The organism is Aureimonas ureilytica (assembly GCF_001475935.1).
GTDB lineage: Bacteria > Pseudomonadota > Alphaproteobacteria > Rhizobiales > Rhizobiaceae > Aureimonas > Aureimonas ureilytica_A.
Genome location: NZ_LDQA01000020.1, coordinates 57,802 through 73,524 on the forward strand (window position 1 = coordinate 57,802; position 15,723 = coordinate 73,524).

General features: G+C 65.5%; 18 protein-coding genes. 10 read left to right on the forward strand and 8 right to left on the reverse strand.

Translation table 11 applies throughout. The features are described from left to right. The 4 genes from NS365_RS08365 (at position 1) to NS365_RS08380 (ending at position 3,387) form a co-directional block, all read left to right on the forward strand. On the forward strand, positions 1-1,008 hold the full coding sequence (locus NS365_RS08365) for an ABC transporter ATP-binding protein (RefSeq protein ID WP_244498404.1): 1,008 nt from the start codon (positions 1-3) through the stop codon (positions 1,006-1,008). Beyond that, entirely contained in the window at positions 1,005-1,772 is a 768-nt protein-coding gene (locus tag NS365_RS08370; protein WP_058599828.1) for an ABC transporter ATP-binding protein, read from the forward strand. Before NS365_RS08365 ends, NS365_RS08370 begins: the two co-directional genes overlap by 4 nt. Further along, positions 1,772-2,125 (forward strand): DUF6867 family protein, encoded by a 354-nt coding sequence (locus NS365_RS08375; protein WP_058599829.1) that lies wholly within the window; start codon positions 1,772-1,774, stop codon positions 2,123-2,125. The genes NS365_RS08370 and NS365_RS08375 overlap by 1 nt, the downstream gene beginning before the upstream one ends. Before the next feature lie 155 nt (positions 2,126-2,280). After that, positions 2,281-3,387 carry a branched-chain amino acid ABC transporter substrate-binding protein gene (locus tag NS365_RS08380; RefSeq protein ID WP_058599830.1) on the forward strand — a complete coding sequence of 369 codons (1,107 nt, stop codon included), beginning with the start codon at positions 2,281-2,283 and terminating at the stop codon, positions 3,385-3,387. Between the two features lie 129 nt (positions 3,388-3,516). On the opposite strand, the gene xylB is transcribed toward NS365_RS08380, so the two are convergent. Next, the gene (xylB, locus tag NS365_RS08385; RefSeq protein ID WP_058599831.1) at positions 3,517-4,977 is read right to left on the reverse strand and encodes a xylulokinase; all 1,461 of its coding nucleotides are present in this window, start codon (positions 4,975-4,977) and stop codon (positions 3,517-3,519) included. Between the two features lie 202 nt (positions 4,978-5,179). Between xylB and NS365_RS08390 the strand changes: the two genes are divergently transcribed. The 5 genes from NS365_RS08390 (at position 5,180) to NS365_RS08410 (ending at position 8,613) form a co-directional block, all read left to right on the forward strand. Further along, the gene (locus NS365_RS08390) at positions 5,180-6,037 is read left to right on the forward strand and encodes a D-amino-acid transaminase (RefSeq protein ID WP_058599832.1); all 858 of its coding nucleotides are present in this window, start codon (positions 5,180-5,182) and stop codon (positions 6,035-6,037) included. 81 nt (positions 6,038-6,118) lie between these two features. After that, on the forward strand, positions 6,119-6,682 hold the full coding sequence (locus NS365_RS08395; protein ID WP_058599833.1) for a biotin transporter BioY: 564 nt from the start codon (positions 6,119-6,121) through the stop codon (positions 6,680-6,682). After that, positions 6,679-7,356 (forward strand): energy-coupling factor ABC transporter ATP-binding protein, encoded by a 678-nt coding sequence (locus tag NS365_RS08400; protein ID WP_058599834.1) that lies wholly within the window; start codon positions 6,679-6,681, stop codon positions 7,354-7,356. Before NS365_RS08395 ends, NS365_RS08400 begins: the two co-directional genes overlap by 4 nt. Beyond that, positions 7,353-7,943, forward strand: a complete 591-nt coding sequence (locus NS365_RS08405) for an energy-coupling factor transporter transmembrane component T family protein (protein ID WP_058599835.1) — start codon at positions 7,353-7,355, stop codon at positions 7,941-7,943. Before NS365_RS08400 ends, NS365_RS08405 begins: the two co-directional genes overlap by 4 nt. A gap of 64 nt (positions 7,944-8,007) precedes the next feature. Further along, positions 8,008-8,613, forward strand: coding sequence for a TIGR00730 family Rossman fold protein (locus NS365_RS08410; RefSeq protein WP_058599911.1), 606 nt, complete (start codon positions 8,008-8,010; stop codon positions 8,611-8,613). Between the two features lie 59 nt (positions 8,614-8,672). Here NS365_RS08410 and rarD read toward each other — a convergent pair whose 3' ends face one another. The 5 genes from rarD to cysS all read right to left on the reverse strand — a co-directional run bounded on the left by rarD (position 8,673) and on the right by cysS (position 13,609). Beyond that, complete coding sequence (gene rarD / locus NS365_RS08415; protein WP_058599836.1) at positions 8,673-9,593, reverse strand: EamA family transporter RarD; 921 nt, start codon at positions 9,591-9,593, stop codon at positions 8,673-8,675. A 179-nt stretch (positions 9,594-9,772) separates the two neighbouring features. Continuing rightward, a complete protein-coding gene (gene pip, locus NS365_RS08420; RefSeq protein ID WP_058599912.1) occupies positions 9,773-10,732 on the reverse strand; it encodes a prolyl aminopeptidase in 960 nt (319 codons plus the stop codon). 6 nt (positions 10,733-10,738) lie between these two features. After that, positions 10,739-11,200: a GFA family protein gene (locus NS365_RS08425; RefSeq protein ID WP_058599837.1), complete on the reverse strand. Its 462-nt coding sequence runs from the start codon at positions 11,198-11,200 to the stop codon at positions 10,739-10,741. A gap of 19 nt (positions 11,201-11,219) precedes the next feature. Further along, on the reverse strand, positions 11,220-12,173 hold the full coding sequence (gene pip, locus NS365_RS08430) for a prolyl aminopeptidase (RefSeq protein WP_082684506.1): 954 nt from the start codon (positions 12,171-12,173) through the stop codon (positions 11,220-11,222). Next, positions 12,170-13,609 (reverse strand): cysteine--tRNA ligase, encoded by a 1,440-nt coding sequence (gene cysS, locus NS365_RS08435; RefSeq protein WP_058599838.1) that lies wholly within the window; start codon positions 13,607-13,609, stop codon positions 12,170-12,172. The genes pip (NS365_RS08430) and cysS overlap by 4 nt, the downstream gene beginning before the upstream one ends. Before the next feature lie 299 nt (positions 13,610-13,908). On the opposite strand from cysS, the gene NS365_RS08440 reads away from it, so the two are divergent. Then, on the forward strand, positions 13,909-14,094 hold the full coding sequence (locus NS365_RS08440; RefSeq protein ID WP_058599839.1) for a hypothetical protein: 186 nt from the start codon (positions 13,909-13,911) through the stop codon (positions 14,092-14,094). 136 nt (positions 14,095-14,230) lie between these two features. Here the strand turns inward: NS365_RS08440 and NS365_RS08445 are convergent, their stop codons facing one another. After that, positions 14,231-14,416, reverse strand: coding sequence for a hypothetical protein (locus tag NS365_RS08445; RefSeq protein WP_058599840.1), 186 nt, complete (start codon positions 14,414-14,416; stop codon positions 14,231-14,233). Between the two features lie 210 nt (positions 14,417-14,626). Further along, positions 14,627-15,667 carry a M42 family metallopeptidase gene (locus NS365_RS08450; RefSeq protein WP_058599914.1) on the reverse strand — a complete coding sequence of 347 codons (1,041 nt, stop codon included), beginning with the start codon at positions 15,665-15,667 and terminating at the stop codon, positions 14,627-14,629. Positions 15,668-15,723 lie beyond the last annotated feature (56 nt).

Sequence of the window (15,723 nt, forward strand, 5' to 3'; positions counted from 1 at the left end):
ATGAGCGATCATTCCATGACCCCTGCCCTCGCCTCGGGCGAGCCGCGCCGCTGGCTCGACGATCCCGTCCTCACCGTCGAGCATCTCACGATGCGGTTCGGCGGCCTGACGGCGATCAACGATCTCTCCTTCTCGGTCGGGCGCGGCGACATCACCGCCCTGATCGGCCCGAACGGCGCGGGCAAGACCACGGTCTTCAACTGCGTCACCGGCTTCTACAAGCCGACCGAGGGCCGCATCTCGCTTCGGCGCGGGCGCGGCATCACGGACGAGGCCGTGGCTGAGCTGACCCGTTCCGGCGCACAAAGCCGCAAGACCCCGCAGGGCGAAGTCTTCCTGCTGGAGCGCATGAGCGATTTTCGCATCACGCGCACGGCCGGCGTCGCCCGCACCTTCCAGAACATCCGCCTGTTCGGCGGCATGACGGTGTTCGAGAACCTCCTCGTCGCGCAGCACAACAAGCTGATGCGCGCGTCGGGCTTCACGATCGCCGGCCTGATCGGCCTGCCGGGCTACCGGCGCGCGCGCGAGGCCGCGCGTGACGTCGCGGTGGACTGGCTGAAGCGCACCGCGCTGATCCACCGGGCCGACGATCCGGCGGCCGATCTCTCCTATGGCGATCAGCGCCGCCTGGAGATCGCCCGCGCCATGTGCACGGACCCGTCCGTTCTCTGCCTGGACGAGCCCGCCGCCGGCCTGAATCCGCGCGAGTCGGCGGAGCTGAACGCGCTGCTGCGCTCGATCCGCACCGAATTCGGGACGTCGATCCTCCTGATCGAGCACGACATGGGCGTCGTCATGGAAATCTCCGACCACATCGTGGTGCTCGACTACGGCAAGAAGATTTCCGATGGCACCGCCTCGGAGGTCCGCAACGATCCCAAGGTGATCGCGGCCTATCTGGGCGTGGATGACGAGGAAGTGGAAGCGGTGGAGGAGAAGCTGGAACGGGGCGATGTCGATGGGGCTGTCCAAAGCGCGCACGTGAGCGGAGGAACGCCGGCATGAGCACGATCGCACCGCTGACGACGCCGACCCTTGAGGCCACCTCGCGCCCGCTTCTGAGCATTCGCGGCGTCGAGACCTTCTACGGCAAGATCCAGGCGCTCAAGGGCGTCGATCTCGATGTGCACGAGGGCGAGATCGTCACGCTGATCGGCGCCAACGGCGCCGGCAAGTCGACGCTCATGATGACGATCTGCGGCAATCCGCGGGCGCGCGCCGGGCAGATTCTCTATGACGGCGAGGACATCGCGCAGCTTCCGACCCACTCGATCATGTCGCGCCGCATCGCCCAGTCGCCGGAAGGCCGGCGTATCTTCGGGCGCATGACCGTTCTCGAAAACCTGCAGATGGGCACGACCCTCGTCGGCCAGGAGCATTTCGACAGCGACCTCAAGCGCATGTTCGAGATGTTCCCGCGCCTCAGCGAGCGCGCCTCGCAGCGCGCCGGCACCCTGTCGGGCGGCGAGCAGCAGATGCTGGCCATCGCCCGCGCGCTCATGGGCCGCCCTCGCCTTCTCCTTCTGGACGAGCCTTCGCTTGGCCTTGCGCCGATCATCGTGAAGCAGATTTTCGAGGTGATCCGCGAGTTGAACCGTACGGAAGGGCTGACGGTCTTCCTGGTGGAGCAGAACGCGTTCCACGCGCTGCGTCTGGCCCATCGCGGCTATGTCATGGTGAACGGGCGCATCACGATGAAGGGCACGGGCCGGGAGCTTCTCGCCCGCGAGGAAGTGCGCAGCGCCTATCTGGAAGGAGGGCATCACTGATGACACCCGAAATGGCGCTTCTCTGGGAAGTCTCGCTGGTGGAGTTCCTCGTCGTCACTCTGGTGATCGGCGGCGGCCTGGCCTTCGCGGTCGGCCGCTCGACGGCGCAAAGCTGGAGCGGCTGGGGCTTTCTCGTGTTCGGCATCGCGCTTCTGACGATCGCGATCCGCTTCCTCCATTTCAGCCTGTTCCACGGCACGTTCTTCCTGCCGCCCGCCACGTTCGGCACCGCCCTGCATTATGGTCTGGTGGACTTCGTGGTGCTTCTGCTCTTCGGGGCCGCCGGGCGCGCCACGATGCGCTCGGCGCAGATGGCGCGGCAGTACCGCTTTCTATCGGCCGAGCGACGCTAGGTTCGACCGGACTTTTCGCGCAAAAAAGCGTCGGGAAGGCGTTTTGCCTATTTTCGACGCCCGCACCTTGGTCTTTAATCGCCGGACCGCAACGAATTGAAAACGCTCATGAAGAGCGAATCGCTGCGGGTCAGGTTTCAATAGGGAAGTTCGACATGAAAAAAGCGTTCCTGGCCGGCGTGGCCTTCAATGTGCTGCTGTCGGGCGCTGCCTTCGCCGACATCACGATCGGCGTCGCGGGTCCGATGACAGGTCAGAACGCGGCCTTCGGCGAGCAGCTCCGCATCGGTGCCGAGCAGGCCATTGCCGACATCAACAAGGCTGGCGGTGTCAATGGCGAGCAGCTGAAGCTCTCGGTCGGCGACGACGCCTGCGACCCCAAGCAGGCCGTGGCCGTGGCCAACCAGTTCGCCTCGCAGGGCGTGCCCTTCGTGGCCGGCCATTTCTGCTCGGGCTCCTCGATCCCGGCCAGCCAGGTCTATGCCGAAGAAGGCATCATCGAAATCTCGCCGGCTTCGACCAACCCGGACTTCACCGACAAGCGCGCCGGCGACGGCATCTATCGCGTCTGCGGCCGTGACGACCAGCAGGGCGAAGTCGCCGGCAAGTACATCGCCGAAAACTACAAGGACGACGCGGTGGCCGTGCTCGACGACAAGTCGGCTTACGGCAAGGGTCTCGCCGACCAGACGATCAAGTTCATGGAAGCGGCCGGCAAGAAGCCCGCGATCGTGGAATCCTACACGGTCGGCGACAAGGACTTCTCCTCGCTCATCACCAAACTGAAGCAGGCGAACGTCAAGCTCATCTATATCGGCGGCTACCAGACCGAAGCGGGCCTGATCGCCCGTCAGGCCAAGGAGCAGGGCCTCGACACCAAGATCATGTCGGGCGACGCGATCGTGACCAACGAATACTGGGCGATCACCGGCAATGCCGGCGAAGGTACGCTCATGACCTTCTCGCCCGATCCGCGCCGCAACCCGCAGGCCGCGCCCATCGTCGCTGAGCTGGAAAAGCAGGGCAAGACGGCCGAGGGTTACGTGCTCTACACCTACGCCGCCATTCAGGCCTGGGCGGAAGCGGCCAAGAAAGCCGGCTCGACCGACTTCAAGAAGGTCACCGCCGTTCTGAATAAAGACACGCTGCCGACCGTCATCGGCGATCTGAAGTTCGACTCCAAGGGTGACGTGACCCTGCCCGGCTACGTGATCTATGAGTGGAAGGGCGGCAAGTACGACTACCTGTCGGCTTCCAAGTAAGCTCCATGGCCTTCCGGGCGCCGCTGCGGCGGCGCTCTTCGGCATCAAAAAACCCCGGCTGCGATGCGGCCGGGGTTTTTCGTTGGGGTGGATCGAGAAGGATGAAGGGGAGCCGAAGCTCCCTCCAGCTTAATGGCGGCGCGCAGCTTCTTTCAGCGTGGGATAGATCGCCTGATAGCGCTGATGCGCGGCAGCGAAGGATTCCACCAGGGAGGTCTCGGGCTCGAAGCGGGCCGAGATCGGCGGATCGACCATGACGCTGGCCGGATCGGCCCCGGTCGCGGCGCAGAGGCCAAGGCGGGCGGCACCGAAGGCTGCGCCGAAATCGCCGGCCGCCGGCAGCGCGATCGGCGTTTCCAGAACGCTTGCCATCATCTTCAGCCAAAGCTCCGAGCGCGAGCCCGCGCCGACCGCGATGAGCTGGCGCACCCATGAAGCGTTGGGGGCCGCATCGAGGCAATCGCGGATCGAGAAGGCGACGCCTTCCATCACGGCGCGCGTCATATCCTCGCGCGTCGTGTCAGCTTGCAGGCCGATGAACGCACCGCGCACGGCCGAGTCGTTGTGCGGCGTGCGCTCACCCGAGAGATAGGGCAGGAACAGAAGCCGGCCCGGCGCTTTCAGCTCGCTGCCGACGGCCGCCGTCAGATCACCGGGCTTCTCCTTCAAGACATGCGACAGCCATTCGATGGAGCCCGCGGCCGAGAGCGTGACGCCCATCTGGTGCCACAGGCCGGGAATGGCGTGGCAGAATGTGTGGAGCGCGGTATCGGGCACGGGATCGTAGCCCGCGCTCGCCGTGAACAGGACGCCCGACGTGCCGAGCGAGAGGAAGCCGGTGCCCGGCCGCGTGACGCCGACACCGCAGGCCGAGGCCGCGTTGTCGCCGCCGCCACCTGCCACCACGGTGCCCGCCTTCATGCCCCAGCGCGAAGCGAGTTCCGAGCGCAGCGTGCCGCTGACTTCCGTGCCTTCCACAAGGCGCGGCATCTGCTCGACCGTCAGCCCCGTGCGCTCCAACATCTCGGGCGACCAGTCGCGCGCACCGGTGTCGAGCCAGGACGTGCCAGCCGCATCCGACATCTCGGCCACGGCCTCGCCGGTCAGCCACAGGCGCAGATAATCCTTTGGCAGAAGAACGCGCCGCACCTTGGCGAAGATCGCGGGCTCATGCCGCGCGACCCAGAGAAGCTTGGGCGCTGTAAATCCGGGGAAGACGATATTGCCGGTGATGCCGCGCGATTCTTCGTCGTCCAGTTCGTCCGCCTCGACATGCGAACGCGTGTCGTTCCAGAGGATGCAGGGTCGCAGAACCTCGTCACCCTCGCCGATCAGCGTCGCGCCGTGCATATGACCGGACAGGCCGATACCGGTGACACCTGCGAGCAAGGAAGGATCCTTGGCGTTCAGTTCCGCGATCGCAGCCTCGCAGGCGGCGATCCAGGAGGCCGGGTCCTGCTCCGACCAGCCGAAATGCGGGCGTTCCACCGTCAGCGGCGCCGTAGCGCTCGCCAGCGGCTTCTGGTTCTCGTCGATCACCAGCGCCTTCAAGGAGGACGTGCCGAGATCGAGCCCGAGATAATGACCCATGTGAAAGCGAAGCCTCCGAAACCCCGCTCCCGAGCGGGCGAATGATCGTCCATGGGCTCGGGGAACAGCCAGCTGGCCGCATCGCGGCGCGGCGCCTCCCCTCGCCTCGCTTCATTCCATAAGGACTTTTCTTCCCCGATGCGACTCTTCGCGTTACAGGACGGGGTCGAAAACCATTGGTCTGATGTCGAGGAGTGCCCCCGTGAGCCGCATCGTCTATGTGAACGGCACCTATGTTCCCGAGGCCGAGGCCAAGCTGTCGGTCTTCGACCGGGGCCTGCTCTTCGCCGATGCGGTCTATGAGGTGACGGCCGTGATCGACGGCAAGCTGCTCGACTTTCCCGGCCATATGGCGCGCCTGCGCCGCTCGCTGGCCGAGCTGCGCCTGCCCTCGCCCGGCAGCGACCAGGAGATCCTCGCGATCCACCGCGAGCTTCTCGCGCGCAACGCCCTCACTCAGGGCCATATCTACCTCATGGTGACGCGCGGCGAAGCGGACCGTGATTTCGTCTGGCCGAAGGATGGCACGCCGCCGAGCTTCGTCCTGTTCACGCAGAAGCGGGATGCGATCGAAACGCGCGAAGCGGTCGAAGGTCTGCGCGTCATCACCGTACCGGATCTGCGCTGGGGCCGGCGCGACATCAAGACCGTGCAGCTTCTCTATCCCTCGCTTGCCAAGATGGAGGCCAAGAGCCGTGGCAAGGACGACGCCTGGATGGTAGAAGACGGCACGGTCACCGAAGGCACATCCAACAATGCCTATATCGTGACACAGGACGGCACGATCGTCACGCGTGCGCTGGGCCATGACATCCTGCACGGCATCACCCGCGCCGCCATCATGAAAGTCGCTGGGGAACTGGCGCTGCACGTGGAAGAACGCCCCTTCACGGTGGCCGAAGCGCAAGGCGCTCGCGAGGCCTTCATCACCTCGGCCGGCGCGTTCGTGACGCCGGTTGTCGAAATCGACGGGACGCCGATCGGCGACGGGCGTCCGGGCCCGATCACCCGTCGGCTGCGGGCGGCCTATCTGGAAGCGGCCCTCGCGCAAGCGATCTGACGAAGCCGTCTCGACGGCCGGTCAAGGGTTGCTTAAGAGGCTGTTCACCCTTTCCCGCGTCCCGTTTCGAGGAAGAAACGCATGAGCACTCGCGACATCGTCTTCATCGCCTTGTTCGCTGCCCTGATGGCGGTGCTCGGCACCTTTCCGGCGCTGCAGGTTCCCGTCATCAACGTGCCGATCACGGCGCAGTCGATGGGCGTCATGCTGGCGGGCGGCGTTCTGGGCGCGCGTCGCGGAACGCTCGCGGTGCTCCTATTCATGGTGATCGTGCTCGCCGGCCTGCCGCTTCTGTCGGGCGGGCGCGGCGGTCTGGCGGTCCTCGCCGGGCCGACGGTCGGCTTCTTCCTCGGCTGGCTCCCGGCCGCTTTCGTCACGGGTGCGCTGGTCGAACGCGCCAGCCCCAAGCTTCATTTCGTCTCGGCCTTCGTGGCGGCCACGGCGGGGGGTATCCTCGTTCTCTACGCCTGCGGCATCCCGGGCATCTCGCTGGTGACGGGCGCTCCGCTGCTGACGGCCGCCAAGGGCTCCCTGGCCTTCATTCCGGGTGACCTTGTTAAGGCGGGACTCGCTGCGGCGATCATGGTGACGGTGTCCAAAGCCTATCCGCTGATCGAGACGCGCGGCGTCCACCGCGCGGGATGATAGAGCTCATCAACGTCGCCCTCGATCGCAGGGGGCGGCGCGTTCTATCCGGCCTCGACCTGACATTGACCGAGCGCCGGATCGGAATTGTCGGGGCGAATGGGTCGGGCAAGTCGAGCTTCGCGCGCCTTCTCAATGGTTTGCTGAAGCCGAGCGAAGGCACCGTGCGGGTGTTCGGCACCGATACGGTCGCCGACCCCAAGGCGGCACGGCGGCATGTCGGCTTCCTGTTCCAGAACCCCGATCATCAGATCGTCTACCCTACCGTGGCCGAAGACCTCGCCTTCGGCCTCAAGAACCGCGAGCTGTCGAAAGGCGAGATCGCGCCGAGGGTGGAGGCTACCCTCACCCGCTTCGGCCTGAGTGGTTTCGGCGAGCGGCTGGTGCACGAGCTTTCGGGCGGCGAGCGGCAACTCGTGGCGCTGGCCGGCATCATGGTGTTGGAGCCGCGCCTTCTCGTGCTGGACGAGCCGACGACGCTGCTCGACCTGCGCAACACGCGCCGCGTGATGGAAGCCGTCGAGGCAGCAGAGCGGCCGGTGGTGATGGTGACGCACGACCTCTCGCTCCTGGAGCGCTTCGATCGGGTTCTCGTCTTCGAAGCGGGTCGGCTCGTCTGCGACGCCGCGCCGAGCGAAGCTCTCGCGACCTATCGCCGGATCGCGGCGCAATGATCGCCGATCTCTACCGGCCCGGTGGCTCGGTTCTGCACCGAATGCCAGCCGGGGCGAAGCTGCTGGCGCTGGCGGCGCTTGGCACCATGCTGTTCGTGCTGCCGAATATATGGCTTTCGCTGAGCGGTCTCGGCCTCGCCTTGGCGTCGATCGCACTCGCTCGGTTGGGCTGGGCCTTCGCCTTGCGATCGGTGAAAAGCATCCTGCCCGTCGTCATTCTCGTCGGTGGATTCCAAGTCTGGGCGGCGGGTTGGCACGAGGCGGCGGTGTTTTCCGCACGGCTGGCCGCTTTGCTGTTGATCGCCGGGACGGTCACGGCGACGACGCGCCCCTCCGATATGGCGGATACGATCACGACGCTCGTCACGCCGCTTCGGGTGTTCGGTGTCGATCCCGCCCGCGTCGGCCTCGCCTTCGGGCTCGCCATTCGCTTCGTGCCGGTGCTGGCGAGCGTCGCCGCCGACATCCGCGAAGCGCAGAGCGCACGGGGGCTTGATCGCTCGATCTTCGCGCTCGCGGTGCCACTGGTGGTTCGCACACTGAAAATGGCGGACGAAGTGGCGGAGGCGATCGACGCGCGAAGCTGACGCGGCGCAGCATTTTGGCCGAATGCGCCTTGACCCCAAAGCCGCCTCGGCCGACTTTCTCCTTATGACGACGATTCGATCTCTCTGTGTCTATTGCGGCTCGGCCTCCGGCCGCGATCCTTCCTATGTCAAAGCTGCCGAAGCGCTCGGCACGGCCATGGCGCATCGCGGCATCCGCCTCGTTTATGGCGGCGGCACACGCGGCATCATGGGCGCCGTGTCGGACGCCGTGATCGCCGCTGGCGGTCAGGTGACCGGCATCATCCCGCGCTTCCTCATCGATATGGAAGCCACCGAAAGCGAGCTGAAGCGGCTCGACGAACTGGTGATCACCGAGGACATGCATGAGCGCAAGCACATGATGTTCGAGCGCTCGGACGCCTTCGTCGCCCTGCCGGGCGGTATCGGTACGCTGGAAGAGCTGGTCGAGATCATGACCTGGAGCCAGCTCGGCCGGCATCGCAAGCCCATCGCCATCGCCAATGTGGACGGGTTCTGGGATCCGTTCTCGAAGCTCCTGGAGCATATGCGCGAGGCCGGCTTCATCCACACGGCCCATCAGGTCCGCCCCATCATCAAGGATCGGATCGAGGATCTGCTGCCCGCCATCGAGGCGGCGGCGCAGCCGGTCGAGCGCGGCGGCGTGGAAGCGGTGATCGAGCGTCTTTGATCGTCCTCCCCAGGTAATCCAACGCCAGGGCGGCCCATGCGCCGCCCTTTTTCGTCAGGTCATTCTGCAGCGCAGGCTTCGGTGGCTGGCCGGCGCGCCGATCGGCGGCCCGCGAACATCGACCACGTGTAAACGGCGAGAGCCGCCCAGATGAAGCCGAAGGCGACGCCCTGCCAGAGGCCGAAGGGCTCGCCGAAAACGAAGACCGCCGTCAGGGCGATGAAGGTTGGCGCAATATATTGAAGCAGGCCGACGGTGGTGAAGCGCAGGAGGCGCGCGGCGGCGGCATAGAGAATGAGCGGAATGGCCGTGACGGCTCCCGCACCGATCAGAAGCGCGGTTTCCCGCCCATTGGAGCCGAAATGGTTCTGGCCCGTCGAGGCGACCCAGACGGCGAGGCCGAGCGCGGGCAGGAAGAGAATGGCGATCTCCAGAAAGAAGCCTTCGCTGGCGCTGACCGGGACGGTCTTGCGCAGGAGGCCGTAGAGCCCGAAGGAGCCGGCGAGGATGAGCGAAATCCAGGGCAGACCACCGGCCTTCATGGTCAGGATCAACACACCGAAGGCGGCCAGCGCGATGGCGGCGGCCTGCGGGCGGTTCGGCCTCTCCCCCAAGAATACGGCAGCCAGGAGAACGTTGATCAGCGGGTTGATGTAATAGCCGAGCGCCGCCTCCACCCCATGTCCGGTGATGATGGCGACGACATAGGTGCCCCAGTTGATCGAGATCAGCGTCGCCGTCAGCGTCATCAGTCCGAGGATGCGCGGCGTGAACAGGCGTCCGACATCGCGCAGGAGCCCCGCCTTGGCCAGCACCAGCAGCGCGAAGGGCAAGGCCCAGAGAATGCGATGGGCGACGATCTCCATCGGCGAGACATGCGACAGGAGCTTCATATAGATCGGGAGCACCAGCCCCCAGATCAGATAGGCCGAAACCGCATAGACATATCCGCACGTGGACTCGGCGGGCTGGTCCGACATGGCGGCACCTCTGAGGACGGGTCGATAAGCCCGCCTTGTATCAGCCACACAGGCCCACGACACCCGTTTTCCCGTGATGGATCCATCAATGCGATGAATGGATCAGCCGGGTCGACGTTCTCAGGAGTAGAGGGAAACGAAAGGCGCAAGCGTTCGACCGCTCGCGCCTTTCGGAGCCATCACTGTCCGGCGAATTTGTCCGTCGCGCGGATCAGCCGATCCAGAATGCCGGGTTCGGAAAAGGCATGGCCGGCATCCTCGACCATATGAAACTCCGCTTTCGGCCAAGCTTCGTGCAGGTCGTAGGCGCTGACCGGCGGGGTCGCCATGTCGTAGCGCCCCTGCACGATGACGCCGGGAATGGACCGCAGACGCCCGGCGTCGCGCAGCAGCTGACCGTCCTCCATCCATCCGGCATGAACGAAGAAATGGTTTTCGATCCGCGCGAAGGCGACGGCAAACTCGTCGTCATGGAAAGGCGCGATCGTGTCGGGATCGGGCGTCAGCGTCAGCGTCTCGCCCTCCCACTGGCTCCAGGCGCGCGCCGCGCGGACCTGCTCCGCCCGGTCCTCGCCGACGAGGCGGCGGCGATAGGCCGAGATCAGATCGTCGCGCTCAGACTCTGGGATCGGCGCGATGAAGCGCTTCCACTTGTCGGGAAAGAGAAGGCTTGCGCCATACTGATAGTACCAAAGGAGTTCGAAGCGCCGCAGCAGGAAGATGCCGCGCAGCACCAGCTCGCTCACCCGCTCCGGGTGCGTTTGCGCATACGCGAGCGCCAGCGTCGAGCCCCAGGACCCGCCGAAGACCTGCCATTGCGACACGCCGATCATCTCGCGCAGGCGCTCGATATCGGCCACGAGATGCCAGGTCGTGTTGGCCTCGAGCTGCGCATGGGGCCGCGAGCGGCCACAGCCGCGCTGGTCGAACAGGAGGATGTCGTAACGCGCGGGATCGAACAGGCGGCGATGCTTCGCCGAGCAGCCGCCGCCGGGTCCTCCATGCAGGAAGACCACGGGCTTGGCGCCCGGCGTGCCGCAGCGCTCCCAATAGATTTCGTGCCCATCGCCCACAGGCAGGAGGCCGGATGCATAGGGCTCGATCGGCGGGTAGAAGCTGCGCAGCGGTTCTGACGTCATCATATCTCAGTCGTGATCGGGATGCTGGAAGGTGCGGATGGAAGCGAGAAACGGACTGACCGCCGCATCCTCCTGCGTCTGGCGCACAGGGAGTTGAGCGAGAGCGTCCACATAAGGCAGCTTGCCCTCGCAGCCGAACTGGATGTCGGGGCGGATCGCGGAAGGATCGTCGAAGGCGCCGATGCTGAGCGCGGGACCATCAGGCGCTTCATAGGTCAGCGGCGTGCCGCAGCGCGAACAGAAGCCGCGCTGCACGACATCGGACGAGCGGAACCGGTCGGGCTCACGGGTCGTCCAGCGCAGCGTCGCAGGATCGACCGACACGAGCGGCGCGAAAAAAGAGCCGAAGGCCTTCTGGCACATGCGGCAATGGCAGATGGAGGCGCGGCCAAGCGCGCCTTCGATGCGAAAGCGCACTGAGCCGCATTGGCAGCCGCCGGTGTAGATCGGCTTGTTGTCCAACGTCATCGCGCCCTCCTCGCCTGCCTCAAGACGCGAAACGATCGGTCGCCGCGAGAAGCCGGTCCAACGTGCCAGGTTCGGAGAACGCGTGGCCGGCATCCTCGACGATCTGCAATTCGGAGCCCGGCCAGGCGCGGTGGAGATCCCAGGCCGTGACCGGGGGCGTGACGACATCGTAGCGCCCCTGCACGATGACGCCGGGAATGCCCGCGAGCCGGCCGGCCTCGCGGATCAACTGGCCTTCCTCGAACCAGAGATCGTGGACGAAGAAATGATTCTCGATCCGCGCAAAGGCGATGGCGGCGTCGCTCGCCCCGAAACCGCCGACCGCGTCCCGGATCGTGCGCATGGAAACCGTGCGCGCTTCCCAGTCGGTCCAGCTTCGGGCGGCCAGAGCGCGCACGGTCCGGTCCTCGTCCAGGAGCCGCAGCCGGTAGGCCGCGATCGGATCGGCCCGTTCCGCGTCCGAGAGCGGCGCGATGAAATGCGCCCACTCGTCGGGAAACAGCCGGCTCGCCCCTTCCTTGTAGTACCAATCGAGTTCGGCCCGCCGGCCGGTGAAGATGCCGCGCAGCACCATTTCGGTGACGCGCTCAGGCCGCGTCTGCGCATAGGCCAGCGCCAGCGTCGAGCCCCAGGAGCCGCCAAACAGCATGAAGCGGTCGATGCCGAGCGCGTCCGCCACGCAGTCGATATCGGCCACCAGGTCCGGCGTCGTGTTGGCATCGAGCGAGCCCAGCGGTGTCGAGCGTCCGCAGGCGCGCTGATCGAACAGGGTCACGCAGTAGCGCGTGGGGTCGAAGAGGCGGCGGTGGGTCGGGCTGCATCCGCTGCCCGGCCCCCCATGCAGGAACAGAACCGGCTTGCCGCTCGGATTGCCGCATTGCTCCACATACAGGACATGCCCGTTTCCGACCGCCAGCCGCTCCGTGCGGAACGGCTGGATCGGAGGGTAGAGCGTGCGCGGCGCGCCGCTCAACGCTTCACTTCCCAGGTCGTGATGCGCTCGCCGGTTTCCGGATCCTTGCCGTCCTTGAGCATCACGCCCTCGGCGGCGAGTTCGGCGCGGATGCGATCGGCCTCGGCGAAGTCCTTCGCCTTCAGCCGCTCCAAGCGCAGCGCGATCCGCGCCGCGACATCGTCGCTCACGTCGGCCTCGCGAACCGGGTTGATCCCGACCAGCGCAAGACTTGCCAGAGCTTGCGCGCCCTTGCCCTCGTCGAAGAGCTGGTGAACGCGCGCAATGGCCGCCGAGCCCGAGAGATCGTCGCAAAGCGCGGCGAGGAACGCCTCGTCCGGCGCCTCGGCCGACACGACACCAGCCTCCTTGGCGAAGCGCTCCCAGCGGTCGAGCTCACGCACGGCTTCGTCCAGCCGCGCAGCGGTAAAGTCGATCGGCTCGCGGTAATGCGTCTTCAGCATCAGAAGCCTGATGGCCTCGCCCGGCCAGGAGCGACCACCGACCTTATCGCTTTCCAGAATGTCGGCGATGGTGACGAAATTGCCCTCGGACTTGGACATCTTGCGGCCGTCGACCTGCACGAAACCATTGTGCATCCAGACCTCGGCCATCTTCTCCGTGCCATGGGCGCAGCAGCTCTGGGCGATCTCGTTTTCATGATGCGGAAAGATCAGATCGAGCCCGCCGCCATGAATGTCGAAGGTGCGGCCGAGATAGGCCTCGCTCATGACCGAGCATTCGATGTGCCAGCCCGGCCGGCCCCGACCCCAGGGGCTCTCCCAGCCGGGCTCGTCCGCGGCCGAGAGCTTCCAAAGGACGAAATCGGCCGGATTGCGCTTGTGCGCTTCCACCGCGATGCGCGCGCCGGCCTGCTGGTCCTCCAGCTTGCGATGGGACAGCGCGCCATAGGTCGGCATGGAGCCGACATCGAACAGCACCTCGCCGTCAGCGACATAGGCATGGCCCCGCGCGATCAGCGTTTGAATCATCGTCACCATGTCCGGCAGCCCGTCGGCGCGCGGCGTGACGAAGCCGGTGGCGCGCGGCTCGAAGGTGGGCGGCAGCGTGCCGAGCGCGGCGACATCCTTGTGGAACTGCGCGGCCGTGCCTTCCGTCACGCGGGCGATCGCCTCGTTGAGCGGCAGGTCGGGATGGTCGCGCAGCGCGCGCGCGTTGATCTTGTCGTCCACGTCCGTGATGTTGCGAGCGTAGACGACCCGATCCGCGCCGTAGAGATGACGCAGGAGACGGAAGAGAATGTCGAAGACGATGACCGGGCGCGCATTGCCGATATGAGCGAAGTCGTAGACGGTGGGTCCGCAGACATACATGCGAACGCGACGGTCGGCCTCCGCGCAGCAATCGCACGAATGACGCCAGTCCAGCGGCAGGAAGCGCTCCTTGCGACGCGTCAAGGTGTTGGTCAGGAAAAGGCCCCGAAATCCGTCGTCCAAAACCCTAGTCTCCAGCTGAGCCCGATCCGGGCTGAGGCCGATCTGCTACAGCCAAACGACTTCGCGCACAAATGGCTTGGCGCTCCCGATCACGTGAAGCCTTTCGCCTCGAAAGCGCCGCAAAGACGCAAGGCACCGTGCAAAGTCTTGCCGCAGTGCATCATGTCACGCTCACGCAACATCACCGGACTGCAACGATATGTTAAGTATAGATTCAGGGATTTTTCAGCCAAATGCCTCTAATCTGACGCAATCAGACTGTTTCTTGCTTTCACCCCATTAGCATGTGAGCCTTCACAATGAGCCGCGCCAACATCGTCTTCAAATCCCGCAGCGAACGCGACCGGGAGCGTGAAAACGATCTTCTCAAGAATTATCGCGAGATCGGCATTGCCGCGATCGCCGCAGCCGCGCACAAGTCCTGCCGCGGCGACGGCATGAGCGAGGCCAAGCCTCAGGCGGCCAACTCTCAGAAGGCGAAGTGATCGGCGCATTGCCGACCGACACATTCGATCAAAGGCCTTCAGGTCATGCGCGGGTCATCAAGGCCCGCGTTTTTGTTTCGAACGGTCGGTGAATCGATCGTCCGCGCCTGTCGTCGAAAATTGAACTGACCTAGCGTCAACCGCCGAGCAGCGCGAACAGTGCTCCAAACAGCGTGACCCCCGCGATCGGAGCCACGAAGAGCAGCAGAAGATTGGCGGCCATGATCCACATGAGAAGCGACTCCTGCTTCTCGGTCAGGCGGCGCTCCGGCTTCTCGGGCCATTCGGGCGGCAGCCATTCCCGCTTTTCGTCGAGATACATGAAACCCTCCGCCTGACCTGATCGGGCTCGGACGGTGACGCGGTGCCGGCGCAAGCGCGCGCAAATCAGCCGTTCGGCGCATCATCCGTTGGGGGAGAGATAGGCAAGCGAAACAGCTCGGCCAGCGCGGCGACCCCTTGGACGGTGGGACGCGTCCAAAGGTCGCCGCGAAACGGCGAGCGGAGACCGAGCCGCGCCCGCCGAGGAGCATCAGTGCGAGGCGAGGAAGGCTGCCAGAAGATCGCGCGCGGCGATAGCGTCGCGCTTATCGATCATCTCGCCGACCGTGTGGATGTAGCGGGTGCCGACGACGATGCCGATGGCGCGCGCGCCGCTCGCGGCCTGTTGCAGCGACGCGCCGTCCATGCCGCCGCCGGCGAGGATCGTGCGCTGCACGGGGATCGACCCGGCTTCGGCCACCGTCTCGAACTCCTCCACCAGCGCCATATCGGAAATGAAGGAGCCGTCCTTCATGTGCAGGCCGACGCCCTTGCCGAGTTCGGTCGTCTTGTCCTTTTCCGGCACGCCAGGGGTGTCGCAGGCGAGCGTCGTGTCGACGCCGATGCCGATATGCGGACGCTTGGCGAAGGCAACGGTCTTGGCGCCGCGCAGGCCCACTTCCTCCTGCACGGTGAAGGCGACCGTCAGCTCGCAGCGATGAGAATGGCCGTCCTTCAGGAGCTTGCGGACCGCTTCCAGACCCAGCCAACAGGCGATGCGATTGTCGATCGCCTTGGAAACGATGCGCTCGGAGCCGAGTTCCAAGAAGGGCTCGTCCATCACCACGAAATCGCCGATGCGGATCTTGTTCTTGGTCTCCGCGCCGAGTCCGAGATCGACGAAGAACTCCGTGGGTTCCGGCACTTTCTTGCGGTCTTCGGGTGCCGAGATATGCACCGGCTTGCCCTCGGCCATCATGACGCCCTTGTAGTCTCCCTTGGAGGTACAGACGAGGACGCGGCGCGAGAACAGATTGCGCGGGTCGAAGCCGCCGACCGGCGAGACGTTGAGGAATCCCTTGTCGCTGATATGGCTGACGAGAAAACCGATCTCGTCCATATGGCAGGCCAGCATGATGCGCTCGGGATCATCCCCCTGGCCCTTCCGGGTGCAGATCAGATTGCCCATCACATCGGTCTCGATCGTGTCGAACAGATCCTGCGCTTCGGCGGCGATGAGATCGCGCACACGGTGCTCATGGCCGGGCACGCCCGGCATCTCGCACAAGCGCTTGAGAAGATCGATGTTCATGCGGGGAAGCTCCGTTTGGATGGCATCGGGCACGGGTCTCGCGCCGCGATCCAGGC